Raw genomic sequence first — 19423 nt, 5'->3', positions numbered from 1 at the left:
GCCGCCTTCGTCCTCACCCTGACCGGCGGCCTCTACGCCAACAGCCGCGCCCGTCGTGCCCTGGTCACGCTGATGGAGATGCGGGCGGACGCCGAGGCCGTCACGGACGCGGAGTCGGCGGACCGGCTGTCCGCCTTCCTCACCACTCAGCAGAGGAAGAACCCGACACGGCAGAAGGCCGACCGGCTGCCGGCCCTCTCCCACGGGCGGACCGGCGGCCACCCCGCCCCCCGCGCCCGTGCCGTCGCCGCCGCATGGGTCTTCGCGGCCGGCGTCTGCCTTCCGGCGATCGGCATCTCCTGGATGGGGTGTCCGTGTGACGGATGGTCAGCGCGGGTCGTAGGGGCGGGTCAGGGGCGGTCGCAGGTCGAGAGACCGGGCCGCCAGCGGCAGGCGATGGCGGCGAACCCGCCGTCCGCCGCGACCGGCACGGACAGGGTCTGCCCGCCGCGCACCACCGTGGGGGTGCGGACCAGACCGGCCGGGCCGTCCAGGATCAGATCGACCAGCCAGCGGCCCGGCTCCAGCCGCAGCGGCACCTCGGCGGTGTGCGCGGGGCCGGTGAACGTACCGCCGATGAACCACCGCGGGCCGCTGGCGCGGGCGAGCACCGCGCTCTCACCCGGCCGCCCCGCCAGCAGCCGGGTGCGGTCCCAGGTGGCCGGGATCTGCTCCAGGAACCGGCGGGCGAGCGGACGGGCGTCGTAGGACTCCGGAGTGCCCGCCAGGTTCTGGATCCCGGACTCGTAGAGCACCGAGAGGCCGACTTCGCCCGCGTCCGACGCCGCGTTGGGGCGCTGGGGCCGGTGGAAGGCCCCGGGGGTGAAGTCCATGGAGCCGATGACATTGCGGGTGAAGGGCAGCGTCGCCAGGTGCTGCGGGGTGTTGGTCCGCTTCTCCTCGCCGTTCACGCCCTCCATCGACATCACCTGCGGCCAGGTGCGCTGAATGCCCTTGGGGATCGTCGAGCCGTGGAAGTTGACGAGCAGATGGTGGGCCGCGGTGTCCTTGAGGATCTCGTCGTACCAGCGCAGCGTCTCCTGGGACTCGGAGTCCATGAAGTCGATCTTCACGCCCTTCACCCCCCACCGCTCCAGCGTGGGGAGCCACTGCTCGCGCTCCTCGGCGGTGTCGAGGTCACGGTGGTGGATCCAGACCTGGATGCCCACTTGCCGCTCGCGGGCGTAGTCCACGAGCTGCGGGATCCAGCTGTTGCGTTGCCAGTCGGGATCGGTGACGTCCCACTGGTCGGGGTCGAAGTACCAGCCCGCGTCCACCACCACATACGGCCATCCGCGCTGGGCCGCGTAGTCCACGTACCCCTGCTGCATCGACAGGCTCTGCCCGGCCGGCTTGCCGCCCGCGAGCCAGGTCCACAGCGCGGGGCCGGGCCGGATCCACGAGGTGTCGGCGACCCGTGACGCCGGTGCCAGATCGTCGGTGAAGGTGGACTGGGTGACGGTCGGCAGATCGCCCACGATCAGGGCGCGCCAGGGTGTGCTGAGCGGCCCGTCGGACTCGACCCGCTCGTCCCACAGGCCGATGCGGTACGTGGGCAGCCCCTGCTGGTGGATCAGCCGGGCGGCGGAGTAGCGGCCGGTGAGATCCGACTCCGCGATCAGGGCGTAGCCGCCGCCCGTCTCGAAGAGCGCCTGCGCCATGTACTCACCGGTGGGCGCGGTCGCCGCGGTGTACTCCTTGAACAGGTTCTCGTTGTCCTTGCGGTAGTCGCCGAGCCACGCGGTCGCGTCCGGGGGCAGGGTGAAGGCCGAGGCCTCGCCGAGGACATCGCCGCTGCCGGAGGGCAGGTCGTAGCGATAGGCGACCCCGTCGTCCGAGACCCGCACCACAAGGTCCAGCCGGGCGTTCCCGCCGCCCCGGAACCGGAAGCGGGACTCGGTCATCCGCGCGGTGCGCGAGCGCTGCTTGCCGACCGTCGACCGGTAGCGCTCCACGACGGTGCGGTCGTGGCGTCCCAGATAGCGCAGCCCGTGCGACAGGTCCGCCCGCTCGGTGACGATGCCCACGGGCGAGGGCTCGATCACCGTCCGTCCACCCCGGGACACCTGGAGCGTCAGCGCTCCCGAGGCGCCGTCAAGCCGCAGCTGGGCGAGGGGACCGGAGTGGGGCGAGGGGCCGCGCACGGTCCAGGCGGAGTCCTTCGCCTGTGCGGGCCCGGTGATGAAGAGCGTCATGGCCAGGACGCCGCAGAGCAGAAATGCCACTGCGGAGCGTCGGTAAGATCTCGGCATCGTTGCCTCCCGAGGCGGATACGTTACCGAGTCATCCGATAACTTGGGAGGGGTTGAGCGACATTACGCCCCGTCAAGGGTCGCTGGCGCATGAGAGATCGGATCTATGGCTTGGCTGCTTCCGGAGGCGACGCCACGGGTAGCGGGTCGGCTGACGGACCCGCGCACGGTCCGGCTGAGGAGGCGCACACGATGAGCGGCACGGCTCGGCCCGGCGACCCGGACCGGGAGACGGCGGACCCGGCGCCCGCCGGGCCCGAGGGCGGGGACCCCGCCTGCTGGCTGGAGAGGGTGTGCGCCGACTGCGGCGCGATCCAGGACACCGCCCGCTTCACTCGCTGTGCGCGGTGCGGAGCCCCGAAGGAGTGAGCGGGGCGCCCGGGATGCGATGATGCCGGGCGACAAAGGCGACGGCGGAACGAGGAAGCCGGTGTGACTCCGGCGCGGTACCGCCACTGTGATCGGCGAGCGGATCCCGAACAGGTCACTGCCCGCATACGCGGGTGGGAAGGCCGGGACGAGCATCGACCCGAGAGCCAGGAGACTCACGCGGTCGCCTCCTCGAGCGACACCGGGGCGGACTTCCCCGGAGGAGGGGTGATGCGTCGTGTCCGTAAGGCCGACCGACCCACTGCCGTGCCGGGTGACCGTGTGCCGGGACTGCTGTTGCGGCAGTCCCAAGGTGACCGGCATCGACCATGCCGCGCAGATCGCGCGGCTCGGTGAGGAGGCGCCCGTACGCGTCTCCGAGTGTCTGGACGTCTGCGACCAGGCCAATGTGATCGTGGTGCAGCCGTCGGCCGCCGGACGGGCCGCCGGGGGCAGGCCGGTGTGGCTCGGCCTGGTCAACGACCCGGATGCGACGGAGGACATCGTGGCCTGGGTCCGGGCGGGCGGCCCGGGGGTGGCACCGCTGCCCGACATCCTCGATCTGTACGCGTTCTCGCCGCGGGGGAGCGCCTCGGCCGAGCCGTCACCGGGCGGTCGCTGAGCGCCCGAAGTCGCCTGTGTGGCACGGGAGTTGGTCTTACGAGCAGAACTCTGGCGGCCTTGCACCCTGTGGGCTACCGTCGGTAACACGTTGCCGGTCGGTAACACGATTCCGTCGCGGCAACCCCCTCCGTACCTCCCGCACCCTCCGAACCCCTTCCGGAAGGCAGCTCATGGAGAACTCCACAGAGAATTCCGCGTCGCCCGCCCGGAACAGCGGGAACAGCGGGAACAGCGGGAACAGCGGGAACAGCGGGAACAGCGGGATCAGCGGGATCAGCCGCCGCCGCGCCCTGACGGCGGCGGGCGGTGTGCTCGCCGGCGCCGCGCTCGCCCAGGCGGCGGTTCCGGCCTTCGCCGCCTCAGGGGCCTCCTCGGACGCGGACGCCATCGTGGTCGGCCATGGGCTCGCCGGGCTGGTGGCCACGGCGGAGCTGGCGGCCGCGGGGCGCAAGGTGCTCCTCCTCGACCAGGAGCCCGAGAGCAACCTCGGCGGTCAGGCGTTCTGGTCCTTCGGCGGCCTGTTCTTCGTCGACTCCGAGGAGCAGCGGCTGATGGGGATCAAGGACTCCCCCGAACTGGCCTGGCAGGACTGGCTCGGCACGGCCGGCTTCGACCGCGGTGTCACCGACCCCGGTGGCCAGGACTACTGGGCCCACAAGTGGGCTGAGGCGTATGTGGACTTCGCCTCCGGGGAGAAGCGGTCCTGGTTGCACGGGCTCGGCGTGCAATGGTTCCCGATCGTCGGCTGGGCCGAGCGCGGCGGCGGTCTCGCGGACGGCCACGGCAACTCGGTGCCGCGCTTCCACGTCACCTGGGGCACCGGTCCCGCCGTGGTCGAGCCATTCGAGAAGAGGGTGCGGGCCGCCGCGAAGGACGGCCGGGTCACCTTCAAGTTCCGTCACCGGGTGGACGAACTGGTGGTCACCGGTGGCGCCGTCACCGGGGTGAGCGGCTCGATCCTGGAGCCGAGCGACGCCGCTCGCGGCAAGCAGACCTCGCGCACCGTGGTGGGCGACTTCGAGCTCAACGCCCCGGTGGTGATCGTCACCTCCGGCGGTATCGGCGCCAACCACGACCTCGTACGCCGGAACTGGCCCGACCGGCTCGGCCCGCCGCCGAAGTTCATGGTCACCGGCGTCCCGGCGTATGTGGACGGCCGCATGCTGGCGATCACCGAGAAGGCTGGCGGACGGATCGTCAACCCCGACCGGATGTGGCACTACACCGAGGGCCTCAGGAACTACGACCCGATCTGGCCGGGCCATGGCATCCGCATTCTGCCGGGCCCGTCGTCGATGTGGTTCGACGCGAAGGGCAGGCGCTTCTCCAGCCCCGACATCCCGGGTTACGACACCCTGCACACCCTCGGATCGATCACCGCCACCGGCTATGACTACTCGTGGTTTGTCACCACCCAGAAGATCATGGCCAAGGAGTTCGCGCTCTCGGGCTCGGAGCAGAACCCGGACCTGACCAACAAGGACATCCTGCAGCTCCTCTCCCGCATCTGGCAGACCCCCGAGCCGATCCAGCGGTTCCGGGACAAGGGCGAGGACTTCGTCGTGGCCAACAACCTGCCCCAACTCGTGGCAGGTATGAACAAGTTGACCGGCGACAACCTGATCGACCTGGCGGACCTCAAGCGGCAGATCGAGGCCCGCGACCGCGAGATCGAGAACCCGTACACCAAGGACGTCCAGGTCATGGGCATCCGCAACGCGCTCGCCTACCCCGGGGACACCCTCAGCCGCACCGCCTCCGCGCACCGGATCCTGGACTCGGGCGCCGGACCCCTGATCGCCGTGCGCCTCAACATCCTCACCCGCAAGACCCTCGGCGGCCTCCAGACCGACCTCTCCGGCCGCGTCCTGGACGCCTCCGGCCACCCGATCAGCGGCCTGTACGCGGCCGGTGAGGTGGCGGGCTTCGGCGGGGGAGGAGCGCACGGCTACCGCTCCCTGGAGGGCACCTTCCTGGGTGGCTGCCTCTTCTCGGGCCGCACGGCGGGCCGCGCGGCGGTGTCCGCGACCGCGGCCTGACCCGGTCGGCGGGCCGACGGACGCGGGCCTCGGTTCTCAGCTGCCGCGGTGGCCCTGGGACAGGGCTTCGGCGAGGTCGGCGAGGGTCTTCGCGAGGTCCGGGACCAGGGCGTCGGGGATCTTGTCCAGGACGCGGCGGCGGGCGCCGCGACACCGCCGCCCCGGCCGCCCGCGACCTGACCGCCCATGAAGTCACCCCCGTGCAGGGGGACTTCTCCCGGCCCGAGACCTGGCGGGGCCACCTGGACGGCACGGACGCGGTGGTGCACCTGCTCATGGACATGAGCGACCCGATCGGTGCCGACCAGCGGCTGTTCGCCGAACTGTCCGCCGCACAGGACCGCGACGGCCGGCGCCGCCACCTGGTGTACACCACCGGCATCTCCGCCTACGGCCGCACCGGTCTCGCCCTCATGGACGAGAACACCCCCGGCCATCCCGACAGCCCCCTCGGCTTCCGCTTCGGCCTGGAGAAGGAGCTCGCCGCCGGCGGTCTCGCGCACACCGTGGTCCGTCCCGGCTTCCTCTACGGCGGCCCGGCCGCCACCTCCATGACCGGCCAGTGGTTCGCCGCCGCCGAGTCCGGCAAGCCCGTCTTCTACGGTGACACCAGCAAGCGCTGGAGCTGGGTCCACGTGGACGACCTCGCCGACGCCTACGTCCGAGTCCTCGACCACCCCGACCGCCGTCGAAGGCGAGGTCTTCGTCATCGCCGACGACCAGCGCCTGAGCGCCCTGGAGATGCAGCGGATCGCCGTCCGGGCGGCTGGCCGCACAGGCGAGATCGGCCTCGAGACGGCCGAAGCGGGCGGCATGCCGCAGATGGCGGCCGACCAGGACGAACTCGTCAGCAGCGCCAAGGCCCACCGCCTGCTCGGCCGGCACCCCCGCCACGTCTCCTTCACCGACGCCCCCGCCACGCACTGCCGCGCCTGGAAGGCCGCACAGCCGGCCGTCTGAAGCCCGTGGCGCACCGGGCACGTGGGAGACTCGTCCCGCACTCCGCGGCCGACCGGGAGCACTCCCGGTCGGCCGCGCGCCGTGGCAGGGAGGACGCATTGGGCGGGGACGATCCGCACATCCATGTCGAGTCGAAGGTCGTCCGTGGCGTAGCCGCCGTCCGCGAGATGATGGCATCCACGTTCGGTCTGGTCGGTGACCTGCCGAGCCTCGTCGATACCGGATGCGGACTGCGGGCCCCGTACGCGATGACCTCACCGCGCCCGGAGAACGTCACCTGCCTCGCCTGCCGTGAGCATGCGCGGCAGGAGCATCTGCGCTCCGCGGACGAGGCTGAACGTCTGGGAGGGATGGCCGGATCGGCCATCAGCACGGCCCGGGCGAAGCCGGCCGCCGACAAGCATCGCGAGCTCGCGGAGAGGTTTTCCGGCCCGCGGAGTGCTGAATGACATCGCCGCACGCGGACGGCCTGCCGTAGCCGGACTCCGCTACGGTGCGGGGTCCGACTGGGCAAGGGTGTGCTCCACCGCTGTGCGCTGCGGCGGCGTCACGCCGTCTCGCCGCTGTCGGCGCCGCCCGGAGACGCCCGCCGGGGCGGTGAGGACGGCCAGGCAGGCGAGGACGAGTGCGATACCGCCCCAGCCGACGGCGGGGAGGCGTTCGCCGATGACCAGCACGGCGAGGACGGCCGCGACGGCCGGTTCCAGCAGGGAGAGCGTGGTCGCCGTGCTGGCGGGCACATGCGCCAGCCCCCAGCCGAACAGGACGTAGCCCGCGAACATGGGCACCAGCGCCATGTACGCCCCGACGGCCATGTTGGACCCGGAGTCGAGGAGCGGGGCGCCGGTGACCAGGAGGACGGGCACCAGGAGCAGCCCGCCCACGCCGAAGACCGCGCCCATCGCCGCGCGCGAGGTGACCCCCTGGGTGATCAGCCGGTGGGCCGCCCAGGAGTAGAGGGCGTAGGTCGTGGCCGCGATGAGGCCCAGCCCCACACCGAGCACCGTGGCGGCCGTGGATGCCCGCTCCGCGCCGCCAGGGGCCCCGGCGGCCTGGCCCGCGCACAGCAGGAAGGTGCCCAACAGGCCCAGGGCGGCGCCGAGTTTCCAGCGGCGCGTCAGCCGGCGCCGGTCCATGACCCGTTCGATCACGGCTGAGGCCAGCGGGGCCATGCCGATCGACACCACGGTGCCCACGGCCACTCCGGCCAGGTGCATCGCGCTGTAGAACGCCAAGGGGTACGCCGCCACCGAGACCGCGCCGAGCAGTACGGTGCCGCGCCGCGCACGCAGCCGCGGGGCCTGACGGGCGATGCGGGGAGCGGCGACCAGGGCCTGGAGCAGTCCGCCGAGGCCCATGGCGACGGCGCCGATGGCGAGCGGGCCGACGTCCGGGGCGAAGGTGGCCGCGGTGCCGGTGGTGCCCCACAGCACGGACGCGGCGAGCACGCACAACGATCCGGCGCCCGCTGAAGAGCGGGCGCCGTGTCCGGGGGCCGTCACAGGCGCTCCAGCAGGGCCGCCGCCATCGCGCGGGCGTGCCGCAGACGGCTGTCATCCCCTTCCAGACCGGCACGGGCCATCGCGCCCTCCAGCAGGAACGCCAGGTGCTCCGCCATCGTGGCAGCGTCCTCGGGACGCTCGGGCAGCAGCTCTTCGAGGTGGCCGGTGATCAGCCGTTCGACCTCCTCCTTGTGGCGGCGTACGACGGTCCGGCCCTCGTCCCCGGCGGGCAGCTCGGCGGCCGCGTTGAGCAGGCCGCAGCCGCGAAAGCCGCGCTCGTAGGCGAACGCCGCGTGATCGGCGTAGGCGTCGAAGACCGCGAGGACGCCGTCGCGGGGGCTTTCGGCCCGCTCCAGCCGTGACCGGTACATCGCGAGCCACTCCTCGTGGCGGGCGTCGAGATAGGCCCTGACGAGATCGGCCTTGGAGGAGAAGTTGTTGTACAGGCTCATCTTCGCCACGCCCGCTTCGGCGGTGATCGTGTCGATTCCGGTCGCCGTCACGCCGTCGGCGTAGAAGCGGCGCGCGGCGGCCGCCAGCAGACGCTCACGCGCCGGCCGCCGCCTCCCGGGCTCCGTCGTCCTCGCACCGGTCTCACTCATCGCGTACACCCTGACAGACTAGGTAGGTAGGTCTACCTACTATAGGAGGCGTCGAGGGCTTCCCGGAAGTGGGTGGGTATGCCGTGCGGCGTTCGAACGGCGACGGATGGGTACCCGGAGCGTTGGGGATGTGCCTGTTCAGGCGATGAATGATCTTCCACGAGCCCACGGAGGGGACGTCATGGCCGAGACCTATGACCCCCGGCGGGCGGCAGTGCTGCTGGTCGATCCCTACAACGACTTCCTCTCCGAGGGTGGCAAGATCTGGCCGGCCGTGGAGAGCGTCGCGCGGGAGGTCGGTCTGCTGGGCAACCTGCGCGCCATCGTCGGCTCCGCCCGGCAGGCCGGAGTGCGGGTGGTGTTCGTCCCGCACCGCCGCTGGGAGCCGGGTGACTACGAGTCGTGGGACCACCCCAACCCGACCCAGCGGAACATCATGGTGAGCCACACCTTCGCCCGGGGCACCTGGGGCGGGGAGTTCCACCCCGACTTCCAGCCGGGGCCGGGGGAGGTGGTGGTCCGAGAACACTGGTCACAGAGCGGATTCGCCAACACCGACCTGAATATGCAGCTCATGCAGCATGGCATCACCCATGTGATCCTCGTCGGGCTGCTGGCGAACACCTGCATCGAGTCCACCGGCCGGTTCGCCATGGAACTGGGCTACCACGTCACACTGGTCCGCGACGCCACGGCCGCCTTCAAACCCGAGATGATGCACTCCGCGCACGAGCTGAACGGCCCCACCTTCGCCCATGCCATCCTCACCACGAGGGAGCTCCTCACCGCGCTGCAAGGGGAGGGTCCGGAGGCGTAGGGGCCGTGTTACGGCATGGAGCCTGAGCCGGAACCGGCAGGCTCCCCCGAGGCCGGCGCAGGGCCGGCAGGTGGCGGACCAGGGCGAGGACGGTGAGCAGCGCGACAAGTGCGCACACGCCCCACCAGCCGGCCCGGCCCCCGGCGCGTACCCCGAGCCAGGAACCCGCGCTGCCGCCCAGATAGGCGCAGGTCATATAGGCGGTGTTGAGCCTGCTGCGGGCGTCCGGGCGCAGGGCGTAGACGCGGGCCTGGTTGGCCACCATGCCGGACTGCATCGCCACGTCCAGCAGCAGTGTGCCGACCGTCAGGGCGGCCAGGCCCGGCGTCCCGCCCAGGGCGCCCAGGGCGAGGATCGTGGCGGAGAGGAGCACTCCGAGCAGGCAGACGAGGTTCACCGGATCGGGTCCTCGGCGGTCCACCAGGCGCCCGGCGAGCGGGGTGCACAGCATGGTCGCCCCGCCGACCAGGGCGAGCATGCCTACGGCCTGGGCGCCCAGGCCGTAGGCGGGACCGGTGAGGAGCAGCGCCAGGCAGGTCCAGACGGCCGAGAATCCGGCGAAGACGGTCGCCTGGTACCAGCAGGAGCGGCGCAGCTCCGGCTCGGTGCGCAGCAGGCGCAGCGGTTCGGCCAGGAGCGCGGGGTAGGACTGCCGGGAGGCCGGGGTCGTGGCGGGGACCGCGAACGCCAGGACGGTGGCGAGCAGCAGGGCCAGGATCGCGGCCACGAGATACGGGGCCCGCCAGCCCAGCCACTCGCCGAGGGTGCCGCTGAAGGTGCGGGCCAGCAGCATGCCGCCGGTCGATCCGCTCAGCAGGGTGCCGATCACCGCTCCCCGGCGGTCGGCGGCCACGAGACCGGCCGCCAGCGGACCGACGATCTGCGCCGCCACGGTGGTCAGGCCGACGAGAGCGCTGGCGGCGACGAGGGGCGGCAGGGCGGGCGCGCAACCCGCGGCGAACAGCGCCAGGCCGGTGAGGCCGAGCAGGACGACGAGGAACGTACGGTGCGGGATCCGGTCGCCGAGCGGCACCAGCAGGACGATTCCGGCCGTGTAGCCGACCTGGGTGGCGGTGACCACCACGGCGGCCGAGTCGGCGGACACCTGCAGCCCGTCGGCCACCAGTGGGCCGATGGCCTGCGGGAAGTAGATGTTGCCCACCGCCACCGCGCAGGTGATGGCGAGGAGCAGGACCATGCGGCGGCTCATCCGGCCGTGGTCCGCACACGCGGGGACCGCGCACGCGGGGTCCGTACACGCAGGGGGTGTCTCACGGAATGCGTCGTGGGATGTGTCATGGGCCGAAGTCCATGGCACCGGAGTTCCGTCGGCAATCGATGTAGCGTATGGCTTAATGATCAGCTTTGTGCTCGATGTCGAGGACCTGGCGGACACGCGGTTCGCCGTATCGCCCTTGAACGAGACGGTGTTCAGCCTGCGGGTACTGCACGATCCGAGCCTGTCCGCGGTGCATCTGCCGTGGCGCAGAGCGGTGCTGGGCAGACTCGGCGCCCTGGACACCGACCTGCTGATGTCCTTGGTGGCGCGGCGACGCACCCTTCCGGACTTTCTGACTCCACGGCCCGCGACCTTCGCCCCGGCCTTCGAGGACGAACTCGCCGTCGTCCGTCAGACCCATCCCGACCTGGTCCGCCGCGATCTGCTGGCCACACACGCGCCGGACCCGCTGCCCCCGGCGCTGCGCGACGCCGCCGTCGAGGACGACGCGTCCGTCGCCGGACTCCGCGACACCATCTGCGCTCTCCTGCGCCAGTACTGGGAGATCGCCGTCAAGCCGATGTGGCCGCGGATGCGACTCGTCGTGGAGGCGGACATGACCTACCGCGCGCGCCGACTGGCCATGGGGGGCGCCCGCTTGCTCTTCGCCGATATGCATCCCCATCTGCGCTGGCACAACGGGGTGCTGCACATCACCAAGATGATCAGCCGGCACCGTGTCGTGGCATCCGGCCGTGGACTGCTCCTCCTGCCCTCCGTCTTCGCGCACAAGCCAGCGCCCCCGGTGAGCCCGGAGGAACCTCCGTCGCTGGTCTACCCGAGCCGTGGCGTGGCGACGCTGTGGGCCTCGGAGCCCACCCACGACGCGTCCGCGCTCGTGTCGCTCATCGGCGCGCCCCGGGCGAGACTCCTCGGCCTCCTCGAGGAGCCCCTGCCCACGGTTGAGCTCGCCCGCCGCCTGAGGGTGACTCCGAGCGCCGTGTCCCAGCACCTGCGCGTCCTGCACGCCACGGGTCTGGTCACCCGGGCGCGCCACGGACGGCAGGTGCTGTACCGGCGAAGTCCCCTGGGCGACCGACTCACCGCCGACCCGCGCGAGTGATGGCTATTCGGACGGGGCCGGGTGTACGGGGCACCTCGGCTCCTCGCTCAACGGCGCGGGGTTCAGGGGCTGTTCGCGGGCCACGGCGACGGCGCGCTTTCCCGGGACCAGGGTGACATGCCACATGCGCTGGGCCTCCGGCGCGGGGTCGGCGGCGGTCAGTTCCACCCTCCGCAGCACCTCCCGAATGATCACCTTCATCTCCATCATGGCGAGTTGCGCGCCGACGCAGTAGCGTCGGCCGCCGCCGAACGGCAGGAATGACTTCTGTGCCGCTTGGGCGCCCTCACCGAGGAACCGCTCCGGCCGGAACTCCTCGGGGTCCGGATACGCCTCGCTGTCCTGGTGGATGAGCGAGAACATGGGGATGGCCACCCATCCGGCCGGAATCTCGTATCCGTCCAGCCGCAGCGGCTTGTCCAGCAGTCGCCCCGAGCCGGTGATCACCGGACGCAGCCGCAGCACCTCCTTGACGACCGCTTCGAGGTAGCTGTCGTCCTCGCCCCGCTCCAACTCCTCCCGCAGCCGCCGCAGTATCTCCGGGGAGCGCATCAGCCGTTCGAAGGCCCAGGAGAGGCCGGTCGCCGTGGTCTCGAGTCCGGCCTCAAGCAGGGTGAGCAGCTCATCGCGGATCTCCTGGTCGCTCATCGAGCGGCCCTGGTCGTCCCGCGCCTGCAGCAGCCGCCCCAGCACATCGGTGGCATCGCTGTCCTCCTCGTCCCTGCGCCGGGCGATCTCGGCGAAGAGGATCTCGTCCACGGCCGCGCTGGCCTTCATGGTGCGGGTCGTCGGCAGGACCGGTATGCGCATCGCCAGCGGCGACTTCTCCGCCCATGCCCGCAGCCGCGCGGGCAGCAGGAACAGGAGCGGGGAGCCACTGGCCTTGGACAGGGTAAGGAGTAACGCCCGCAGCCGGGTCAGCTGGGTGACGTCGCGGATCCCGAAGACCAGCCGCAGGGTGATCTCCAGCGTGATGGCTTGCATATGCTCCTGGAGCGCGAACGGTCTGCCGAGCGGCCACGTCCGGATGTCCTCCGCGGCGATCTCGGCGATGAGGTCCGGGTAGCTCGCGATGGACCGGCCGTGCAGGGCCGGGCTGAGCAGCTTGCGGTGCCGCCACCACGGCTCGCCGTCGTTCGTGAACAGCGAATAGTCGCCGAGCCACGGCACGTATCCCGCGCGCAGCGCCCCGGCCCGGTTGCCGTCGCCGTCCGTGCCGTAGATCTCCGCGGCGAGTTCCGCGGTGGACACCACCACCTGGGGCGGGAAGCCGATCAGCTTCATGCGGAACACCGGACCGTAGCGCCGCCGAAGTGACGCGAAGTAGTTCACCGGGTCGCGCATGCGCATGGTCTGCAGAAGGGCGGGCTGCCGGGAGCCGGGAGGAAGGAGGGACATCGGTTTTCTCCAGTTGTCCAGCGTTCACTCAGTTCTCCGGCGTCCACGGGGCAGTGGCCACTGGTGGCCACAGTGCGACCCACCAGGGATTCGCCACCGGCCGGGGAGAACAAAGGGCGTGGGGGGGCAGGAAACGGGGCGGGAGCAATGGCAAGGATCCTAGCGTTACCAGCTCACTACTACCCTCGGCGAACGCCGAGCGCCAGGGGTGGTGGGTCGGCAATCGCTAGGGAAATACGTAGCAACCAGCCAAAGCGTCAGGGCGTCTTGAATCAAGACGTCATGAAGTGGCCTTGCAAAAGAGGGGGGAAGGATCGCAATCGCCAGACCCGTGGGGTACGGTGAAACTTCCTCGTGATCAAGCGGGGTGTGTTTCGCGACGCGTGCCCGGAGGCCAAGGAAACCGATGCGAGCCATAGTCGACGACAGCCTCCCAGGTGAGGCCGCGAAGCTGGCGGGCGGGAAGGGGAAGAATCTCCATGAGCTCTCCAGGAACGGGCTCGCCGTCCCCCGGTGGGCAGTCGTCGGGCTCGATGTGTTCGAGGAATTCATCGCCGCGCTCGACGAGGCGGGGCGCATCGAGGATCTGCTCGCCGGGGTCACCCAGGACAATGTGAACCGAATCTCCCGGCAGTTGGCCGAAATCATCGAGTCGGGGGAGTTGAGCGACGACGCCGCGTCGGTCGTCGAAGAAGCGTATGCGCATGTGGGGCGCCCCCGGGTCGCGGTGCGCTCTTCCGGCGTCGAGGAGGACGGTGCGGAGCTCTCCTTCGCCGGACAGTTCGCCACCTTCCTCAATGTGTCCGGGCTCCCCGAGGTGACAGCGCACGTCAAGAAGTGCTGGGCCTCGGCGTTCTCCGAGCGATCGCTGCACTACCGGCTGCGGCACGGGCTGCCGCTGCGTGACGCGGGCATCGCCGTCGTGGTGCAGGACATGGTGGATGCCGAGCGCAGCGGCGTCATGTTCACCGCCAACCCGGTGACCGGCAATCGGCGGCAGTATGTGATCAGTTCCGTGTACGGACTGGGCGAGGGCCTGGTCTCGGGCGCGGTGGACGCCGACACCGTCGTTCTCGACGGCGCCACGGGCGCGGTGGACGACACCGTGCTCGGCGACAAGCAGGAGCGCTATCACCTGGATCCGGCGGGTTCCGGATATCTGGTCGCCGAAGTGGAGCGGGCCGACCGGGAGAAGCTGTCGCTGGAGCCGAAGGACATAGCGCGGCTGCACGAGGCCGGGGCGCGCATCGCGGCGGTCTTCGACACTCCGCAGGACATCGAGTGGGCGCTCACGGACGACGCTCTGTGGATTTTACAGGCCCGCCCGATCACCGCGCTGCCGGATGCGATCCAGCCATCGGAGGATGAGTTAGGGCCAAGCGAAGGCGAACTCCGGATCTGGGACAACGCCAACATCATCGAGAGCTTTTCCGGAATCGTTTCACCGCTGACCTACAGCTTCGCGGCCAATGTCTACGGCAGGGTCTACGAATATTACGCCCGAGGTCTCCGGGTCCCGCCCGCCGCACTGCGCGAGATCGAGGAATGGGCTCCCCATATGCTCGGCTATTTCCATGGCCGGGTGTACTACAACCTGCTCCACTGGTACCGGATGGTACGGATCGCGCCACTGTACAAACTCAACAGGAAAGTACTGGAGGTCGCGATCGGCGTCGAGGAGCCACTCGACGACGAAATGGCCGAGACCATCTACCCGTACACCTTCTCTTCTTCCTTGCGCGGTCGGCTGTCCCGCGCGAGGACGGTGGCCGCTTTCGTACGCCGCTTCCTCACCATGAACCGCTCTGTCGAACGTTTCATGGCCTACTTCTACAAGGCGTACGAGGAGTTCGACAACGTCGACTACGACGCGATGGAGGGCCAGGACGTCTACCGGCGATTCCGCGCCCTGGAGAAGGATCTGCTGGAGAAGTGGGGTCCGATGCAGACCCTGGACGCGACGATTCTCTGGTCCATCGGCGCACTCGCCCTGCTGAACAGAGGCTGGCTGCCCGACGCCCCCGAGTGGCTCACCTGGAGTGCCGCCAGCCCCGGCTCCCGGGTGGAGTCCATCGAACCCGCCCGTGCGCTGTCGGCCCTCGCCGCCACCGTCCGTGACGACGCCGAACTGAGCCGCGTCATCCAGGAGACCCCGGCCGCGGACACCTATCAGGCGCTGCGCGACGGCGGCCACACCGCGTTCCTCGCCTCGGTGGACGAGTACGTCGCCGCGTACGGCTACCGCAGCCTCGATGAGCTCAAGCTCGAAGTGCCCGATCTGCGGGAGGACCCGTCGACCCTGTTCGCCATGGTGCGTGCCGCGCTGCCCGAGGTGGACACCAATTCCGGCGAGAAGGCCGACGCCTATCTGGACGAGCACCTGCGCGGGCCGCGCCGGATGCTCTACAACGTCGTCCGCCGCAAGGCACAAACCTCCCTCTACAACCGGGAGCGGCTGAGATTCTGCCGCACCCGCGCCTTCGGCTCGGCGAAGCGGATGCTGCGCGCCATGGGCCGTGATCTCGCCAGGATGCGGGCGATCGACCACTGGAACGATGTCTTCTTCCTGCGCCTCGAGGAGCTGCGAGGTGCCTACGAGGGCACGACGGCGCATACCGATCTGCGCGGCCTCGTGGAGCTGCGCAAGCGTCAGCAGACCGAGGACGAGCAGCTGTCCGCGCCCTCCCGGTTCACCACCCGTGGGGCCGCCTACTGGCGGGGCAATCTGGAGCGGGCCGGCTTTGTGAAGGGCGGCGTGGCGCGCACCGGCGTCCGGGAGTTGCGGGGCACCCCGTCCTGCCCCGGTGTGGTCGAGGCCCGCGCCGTTGTCACGGACACCCCGGTGGATGTGGACGGCGGTGTCCTGGTGACCTACCGCACGGATCCGGGCTGGGTCGCCGCGCTGCCCTCCGCCTCGGCACTCATCATCGAGCGGGGCAGCCCGCTGACACATGTGGCGATCGTCGCCCGTGAGCTCGGCATTCCGACCGTCGTCCAGGTCAAGGGCGCGGTCACGGAGATGGAGACCGGGATGCGGCTGAGAGTGGACGGCGGCACGGGGGTGATCACGTTCCTGGACGACGACACCCCGGCCGAAACCGACACCGGGGCCGGAACGGACACCGGGGCCGAGACCGAGAAGGCGAAGGACGCGACGAGTGAGTAACGCACTGCTCTCCTGGCTGACGGATGCTCCTCGGGCGGCTGCCGGAGACCTCCACGGCCGGGGCATCCACCTCGCCGACGACCGAGGCGGCTGGGAGTTCCACGGCTACCCCGAACTCGCCGCCTCCGCACGGCGGGTGGCCGGATCACTGGCGGCACAAGGGGTACGTCCCGGCGATGTGGTGTGCGTCCTCCTGCCCACCGGTTTCCCGTGTCTGTCGTCGCTCTTCGGCGTCTGGGCCGCGGGCGCCACGGTGTGCCTCATCCCCCCGCCGGCGTTCGCCGCCGAGGCCGAGTACGTGGAGCACACGGCCGGGATCCTGCGGCAGACCGAGGCCGCCGTCACCATCACCGCCGAGGGCCTCGCCCCCCTGGCCGCCCGGGTAATGGCCGCCGCGGGCTCCGACCGCGAGCCGTGGATCTGGCGCGATGACGGCGATGAGATCCAGCCCCGCGAACCCGGCGAACTCGCCCTCCTCCAGTTCACCTCGGGCTCCAGCAGCCGGCCCCGCGGAGTCCGGGTCACCTGGGCGAACCTGGAGGCCAATCTCGCGCTGATCCGGAGCACACTCGGCTGGCGCGCGGGCGACGCCGGGGCCTCCTGGCTGCCGCTCCACCACGACATGGGGCTCATCGGCTGTCTGCTCACCCCCGTGAGCGTGAGGGACGATCTGTGGCTCATGCGCCCCGAGCAGTTCATCCGCGATCCGGCCCGCTGGCTGCGGTGCTTCGCCGTCGCCGCGCACACCGCCGCCCCGCCCTTCGCGTTCGAGTACGCGGCCCGGCGGCTTGGCGACCGGCTCGCGGACCTGGACCTGACCGCGTGGCGCAATGCCATCGTCGGCGCCGAACCCATCAACCCCCGTGCACTGGAGCACTTCGCCAGGCTCGCCGCACCCGCCGGATTCTCGCCCTCTGTCTACCTTCCGTCGTACGGGCTCGCCGAGGCCACGCTCGCGGTGACCGTCCGTACCTCCGACGCTCCCGCGCCGACCGTGCGCGTGGACACCGGCACGCTGCGCTTCGGAGGCCCCGTCACCATCGATGAGGAGGGCGAGTTCGCGAGCTCCGCGAAGACGCCCTCCGACGTTGAGGACGGCTGGCTGATCGGCTGCGGCGGCCCCGGTGACGGGGTGGGCGCCACGGTGGTCGACGACGATGGACGGCCCCTGCCGGACGGCCACCTCGGCGAGATCGAGGTGATGGGCCCCTCGGTGACCAGCGGCTACCACGCCGGGCGCACGGGCTCCACGCGGTTCGTCGACGGCGGCATCAGGACGGGGGACGCCGGGTTCTTCCACCGCGGCGAGCTGTTCGTGCTCGGCCGGATGGGCGACAGCCTCAAGGCGCGCGGACGCAGCGTCTACATGGAGGACCTGGAGGCGAAGGTGGTCTCCGCGACCGGGATCGCCCGGGAGAAGTGCGCGGTCGTCGGCGTCGAGGGCACCGGTGGCACCTCGGTGACGCTGTTCGCGGAGAAGGCCGAGGGCGCGTGGGTGGAGGACGCCACGCTCGTCCTGCGCGGCGCACTCGGTGACGACGTCGCCATCACCGTCGTCACCGGCCGCAGCGGGCTGATCAGAAAGACGTCCAGCGGCAAGCCGAGACGTCGCCACATGTGGGAAGAGCTGCGAGCGGGCCGCCTCAAAGACGCGCGCGTCCTGGAGACGGCCCATGTCACGACCGGGAGGCCCGTGTGATCCTCAGCGAGGACTATCTGCAGAACCTGCTCGACAAGACCATTCCGCAGATCCATTCCGTCGCCAACTGCGCTGTGGTCCTCGAGGGTTCGATAGCCGAGGGCTTCGGCAATTCCTCGTCCGACATCGACTTCCTGCTCATCGCGGACAGCGACGCCGACCTGCCCACCATGCCCTCGCTCCTGTTCCTGGACGGGCGGCGGGTCGAGGTCAGGACCCGCTCGGTGCGGCAGCTCGCCGAGCAGTTCTCCGCGATCACGACCGACACGCGCGACCACGTGGGCGCCGTCCCGGAGGATCTGCTGAACCGCTGTCAGCGTCTGCTGCACAGCTTCCCGCTGCGCAATCCGGACCTGGTGGCGAAGGTCAAGGGGCTGATGTCCCTCGACGACTTCCAGGACACGATGCGGGAGTGGTGGGCACACCACGCACGCCAGTCGATCCGCTACGCGCTCGCCCTGCGGGAACTCGGCCAGGAAGAGGAGGCCGCGGCATGGACCGAAGCCGGACTGCTGCAGGCGGTGAAGTCCTGGGCGGCGGAGCAGGGAGAGACCTATCTGGAGCCGAAGTGGCTGCCCATGCAGCTGGACCGCATCGGTGACCAGCCGCTGTGTGACCGGTATCGGACGCTCGCCTCGGTGGAGGCGTCGGGCCTCGACACCGCCGAGTACATCACCGCGGGCGTCCGGCTCACGGCCGATCTGGGGGTGGCGGGCGCCGAACCCGACTCCGAGCGGATCACCGTGGCCAGGGCCGCCGGGGTGACCACCTGGCAGACCGGCGACCGCGTGCATGTCGTACGCGACAAGCAGGACGTGTTCGTCCTCGGTGACCGCGCGGCGCGGGCCTGGCGTTCGGTCGTCTTCGGCCGGCCCCTGGGGAGCGTAGTGGCCGTGGCGGACGCGTCAGGAGCACCACAGGCGGGCCCGCAGATCGCCCAGTTCCTCCGCTTCGGCCTGGTGAAGGTGGCATGGAAGGGCGACGGCCCGATCGTCCCCGCCATGCCGCTGGCCGCCCCGTCCGGCCCCGTCACACCGCCACCGAGTATCGCGCGGCCCATCGTCACCGTGGGCGGGGCCGCGGTCGGCGGTGAGGAGGGCATCGATCTCGTGCCCATGCCCGCCCGCCGGTTCAGCGCCGCCGCGATGACCCTCGTGTGGTCCAACGTGCTGGTGGAGAACGCCCGCGAGGACCTCACCGGCGCCCTGGACCGCGAGCAGTGGAGCGTCGCCGAACTCAGCGCCCGGAGGATACTGCGGGCCGCGCTGCGCGGCGTGCTCAGCGCATACGGAGTCAACCCGCTGCCGCCGGACTCCGAGGTCGTCCGCAGACTGTCCCTCCTTCCGGCGGGAGCGGACACCGACGAGATCCGGGCGAAGGCCCGGCACCTCGCAACGCTCACGATCGCGTCCGGGGCCCAGGGCAGCGCGGCGCTCACCGCGCTGGACGACTTCGTCGCCCTGGTCCGGCACACGATCGGCGCGCACAGCTTCCCGTCCTCCTTCGACTCCTCGGACGGATGGCGGCAGACCCTGGAGATCGGCTACGACTGGCTGCGCCTCGGCGCCCACCTCGACGCGGACCTGCCCATCGACGAGGCGAGCGATCTGCTGTCCAGCGGTGGCGCGCAGCCGCATCTCGCCACCACCTGAC

General features: G+C 70.8%; 15 protein-coding genes and 1 riboswitch. Of the genes, 10 read left to right on the top strand and 5 right to left on the bottom strand.

Features of this window, described 5'->3' with window-relative positions; all coding sequences use genetic code 11:
• Positions 1–350: 350 nt before the first annotated feature.
• Complete coding sequence (locus tag GWI24_RS00880; RefSeq protein WP_210943904.1) at positions 351–2252, bottom strand: glycoside hydrolase family 97 protein; 1902 nt, start codon at positions 2250–2252, stop codon at positions 351–353.
• Between the two features lie 192 nt (positions 2253–2444).
• Here GWI24_RS00880 and GWI24_RS00875 point away from each other — a divergent pair, with 192 nt between their 5' ends.
• The 5 genes from GWI24_RS00875 to GWI24_RS00860 all read left to right on the top strand — a co-directional run bounded on the left by GWI24_RS00875 (position 2445) and on the right by GWI24_RS00860 (position 6693).
• Positions 2445–2621 (top strand): hypothetical protein, encoded by a 177-nt coding sequence (locus GWI24_RS00875; RefSeq protein ID WP_210943902.1) that lies wholly within the window; start codon positions 2445–2447, stop codon positions 2619–2621.
• A gap of 48 nt (positions 2622–2669) precedes the next feature.
• Positions 2670–2799, top strand: a riboswitch (cobalamin riboswitch).
• Positions 2800–2859: 60 nt separating this feature from the next.
• A complete protein-coding gene (locus GWI24_RS00870) occupies positions 2860–3243 on the top strand; it encodes a (2Fe-2S) ferredoxin domain-containing protein (protein WP_210943900.1) in 384 nt (127 codons plus the stop codon).
• Positions 3244–3415: 172 nt separating this feature from the next.
• Complete coding sequence (locus GWI24_RS00865) at positions 3416–5284, top strand: FAD-binding dehydrogenase (RefSeq protein WP_247615681.1); 1869 nt, start codon at positions 3416–3418, stop codon at positions 5282–5284.
• Between the two features lie 48 nt (positions 5285–5332).
• Entirely contained in the window at positions 5333–5464 is a 132-nt protein-coding gene (locus tag GWI24_RS46025; protein WP_281788693.1) for a hypothetical protein, read from the top strand.
• Positions 5461–6693 carry an NAD-dependent epimerase/dehydratase family protein gene (locus GWI24_RS00860; RefSeq protein ID WP_247615689.1) on the top strand — a complete coding sequence of 411 codons (1233 nt, stop codon included), beginning with the start codon at positions 5461–5463 and terminating at the stop codon, positions 6691–6693. Before GWI24_RS46025 ends, GWI24_RS00860 begins: the two co-directional genes overlap by 4 nt.
• 39 nt (positions 6694–6732) lie before the next feature.
• Here the strand turns inward: GWI24_RS00860 and GWI24_RS00855 are convergent, their stop codons facing one another.
• Positions 6733–7692, bottom strand: a complete 960-nt coding sequence (locus tag GWI24_RS00855; RefSeq protein WP_210943973.1) for a DMT family transporter — start codon at positions 7690–7692, stop codon at positions 6733–6735.
• Between the two features lie 50 nt (positions 7693–7742).
• Positions 7743–8348: a TetR/AcrR family transcriptional regulator gene (locus tag GWI24_RS00850; RefSeq protein ID WP_210943896.1), complete on the bottom strand. Its 606-nt coding sequence runs from the start codon at positions 8346–8348 to the stop codon at positions 7743–7745.
• Between the two features lie 181 nt (positions 8349–8529).
• On the opposite strand from GWI24_RS00850, the gene GWI24_RS00845 reads away from it, so the two are divergent.
• Positions 8530–9165 carry an isochorismatase family cysteine hydrolase gene (locus GWI24_RS00845; RefSeq protein WP_210943894.1) on the top strand — a complete coding sequence of 212 codons (636 nt, stop codon included), beginning with the start codon at positions 8530–8532 and terminating at the stop codon, positions 9163–9165.
• On the opposite strand, the gene GWI24_RS00840 is transcribed toward GWI24_RS00845, so the two are convergent.
• On the bottom strand, positions 9131–10375 hold the full coding sequence (locus GWI24_RS00840) for an MFS transporter (RefSeq protein ID WP_247615680.1): 1245 nt from the start codon (positions 10373–10375) through the stop codon (positions 9131–9133). The two genes, GWI24_RS00845 and GWI24_RS00840, sit on opposite strands and share 35 nt — an antisense overlap.
• A 145-nt stretch (positions 10376–10520) precedes the next feature.
• Here GWI24_RS00840 and GWI24_RS00835 point away from each other — a divergent pair, with 145 nt between their 5' ends.
• Positions 10521–11507 (top strand): helix-turn-helix transcriptional regulator, encoded by a 987-nt coding sequence (locus tag GWI24_RS00835; RefSeq protein ID WP_210943892.1) that lies wholly within the window; start codon positions 10521–10523, stop codon positions 11505–11507.
• 3 nt (positions 11508–11510) lie between these two features.
• Here the strand turns inward: GWI24_RS00835 and GWI24_RS00830 are convergent, their stop codons facing one another.
• Positions 11511–12905 carry a cytochrome P450 gene (locus tag GWI24_RS00830; protein WP_210943890.1) on the bottom strand — a complete coding sequence of 465 codons (1395 nt, stop codon included), beginning with the start codon at positions 12903–12905 and terminating at the stop codon, positions 11511–11513.
• Between the two features lie 406 nt (positions 12906–13311).
• Here GWI24_RS00830 and GWI24_RS00825 point away from each other — a divergent pair, with 406 nt between their 5' ends.
• Genes GWI24_RS00825 through GWI24_RS00815 form a run of 3 tightly spaced genes read left to right on the top strand, consistent with a single transcriptional unit; the run spans position 13312 to position 19422 of the window.
• On the top strand, positions 13312–16071 hold the full coding sequence (locus tag GWI24_RS00825; RefSeq protein ID WP_210943888.1) for a phosphoenolpyruvate synthase: 2760 nt from the start codon (positions 13312–13314) through the stop codon (positions 16069–16071).
• A complete protein-coding gene (locus GWI24_RS00820; protein WP_210943886.1) occupies positions 16064–17770 on the top strand; it encodes an AMP-binding protein in 1707 nt (568 codons plus the stop codon). Before GWI24_RS00825 ends, GWI24_RS00820 begins: the two co-directional genes overlap by 8 nt.
• Positions 17767–19422, top strand: coding sequence for a hypothetical protein (locus tag GWI24_RS00815; protein WP_210943884.1), 1656 nt, complete (start codon positions 17767–17769; stop codon positions 19420–19422). The genes GWI24_RS00820 and GWI24_RS00815 overlap by 4 nt, the downstream gene beginning before the upstream one ends.
• Position 19423: the final 1 nt, after the last annotated feature.

This window comes from Streptomyces sp. MK37H (assembly GCF_018035285.1).
Classification (GTDB): Bacteria; Actinomycetota; Actinomycetes; order Streptomycetales; family Streptomycetaceae; genus Streptomyces; species Streptomyces endocoffeicus.
This window is presented reverse-complemented; position numbering and strand designations above follow the sequence as displayed.

Excerpts from the sequence above, each read along its gene's own strand:
- GWI24_RS00875 (WP_210943902.1), top strand. The coding sequence starts at position 2,445 with ATGAGCGGCACGGCTCGGCCCGGCGACCCGGACCGGGAGACGGCGGAC.
- GWI24_RS00850 (WP_210943896.1), bottom strand. The coding sequence starts at position 8,348 with ATGAGTGAGACCGGTGCGAGGACGACGGAGCCCGGGAGGCGGCGGCCG.
- GWI24_RS00840 (WP_247615680.1), bottom strand. The coding sequence starts at position 10,375 with ATGAGCCGCCGCATGGTCCTGCTCCTCGCCATCACCTGCGCGGTGGCG.
- GWI24_RS00830 (WP_210943890.1), bottom strand. The coding sequence starts at position 12,905 with ATGTCCCTCCTTCCTCCCGGCTCCCGGCAGCCCGCCCTTCTGCAGACC.
- GWI24_RS00845 (WP_210943894.1), top strand. The coding sequence starts at position 8,530 with ATGGCCGAGACCTATGACCCCCGGCGGGCGGCAGTGCTGCTGGTCGAT.
- GWI24_RS00865 (WP_247615681.1), top strand. The coding sequence starts at position 3,416 with ATGGAGAACTCCACAGAGAATTCCGCGTCGCCCGCCCGGAACAGCGGG.
- GWI24_RS00835 (WP_210943892.1), top strand. The coding sequence starts at position 10,521 with ATGATCAGCTTTGTGCTCGATGTCGAGGACCTGGCGGACACGCGGTTC.
- GWI24_RS00825 (WP_210943888.1), top strand. The coding sequence starts at position 13,312 with ATGCGAGCCATAGTCGACGACAGCCTCCCAGGTGAGGCCGCGAAGCTG.
- GWI24_RS00880 (WP_210943904.1), bottom strand. The coding sequence starts at position 2,252 with ATGCCGAGATCTTACCGACGCTCCGCAGTGGCATTTCTGCTCTGCGGC.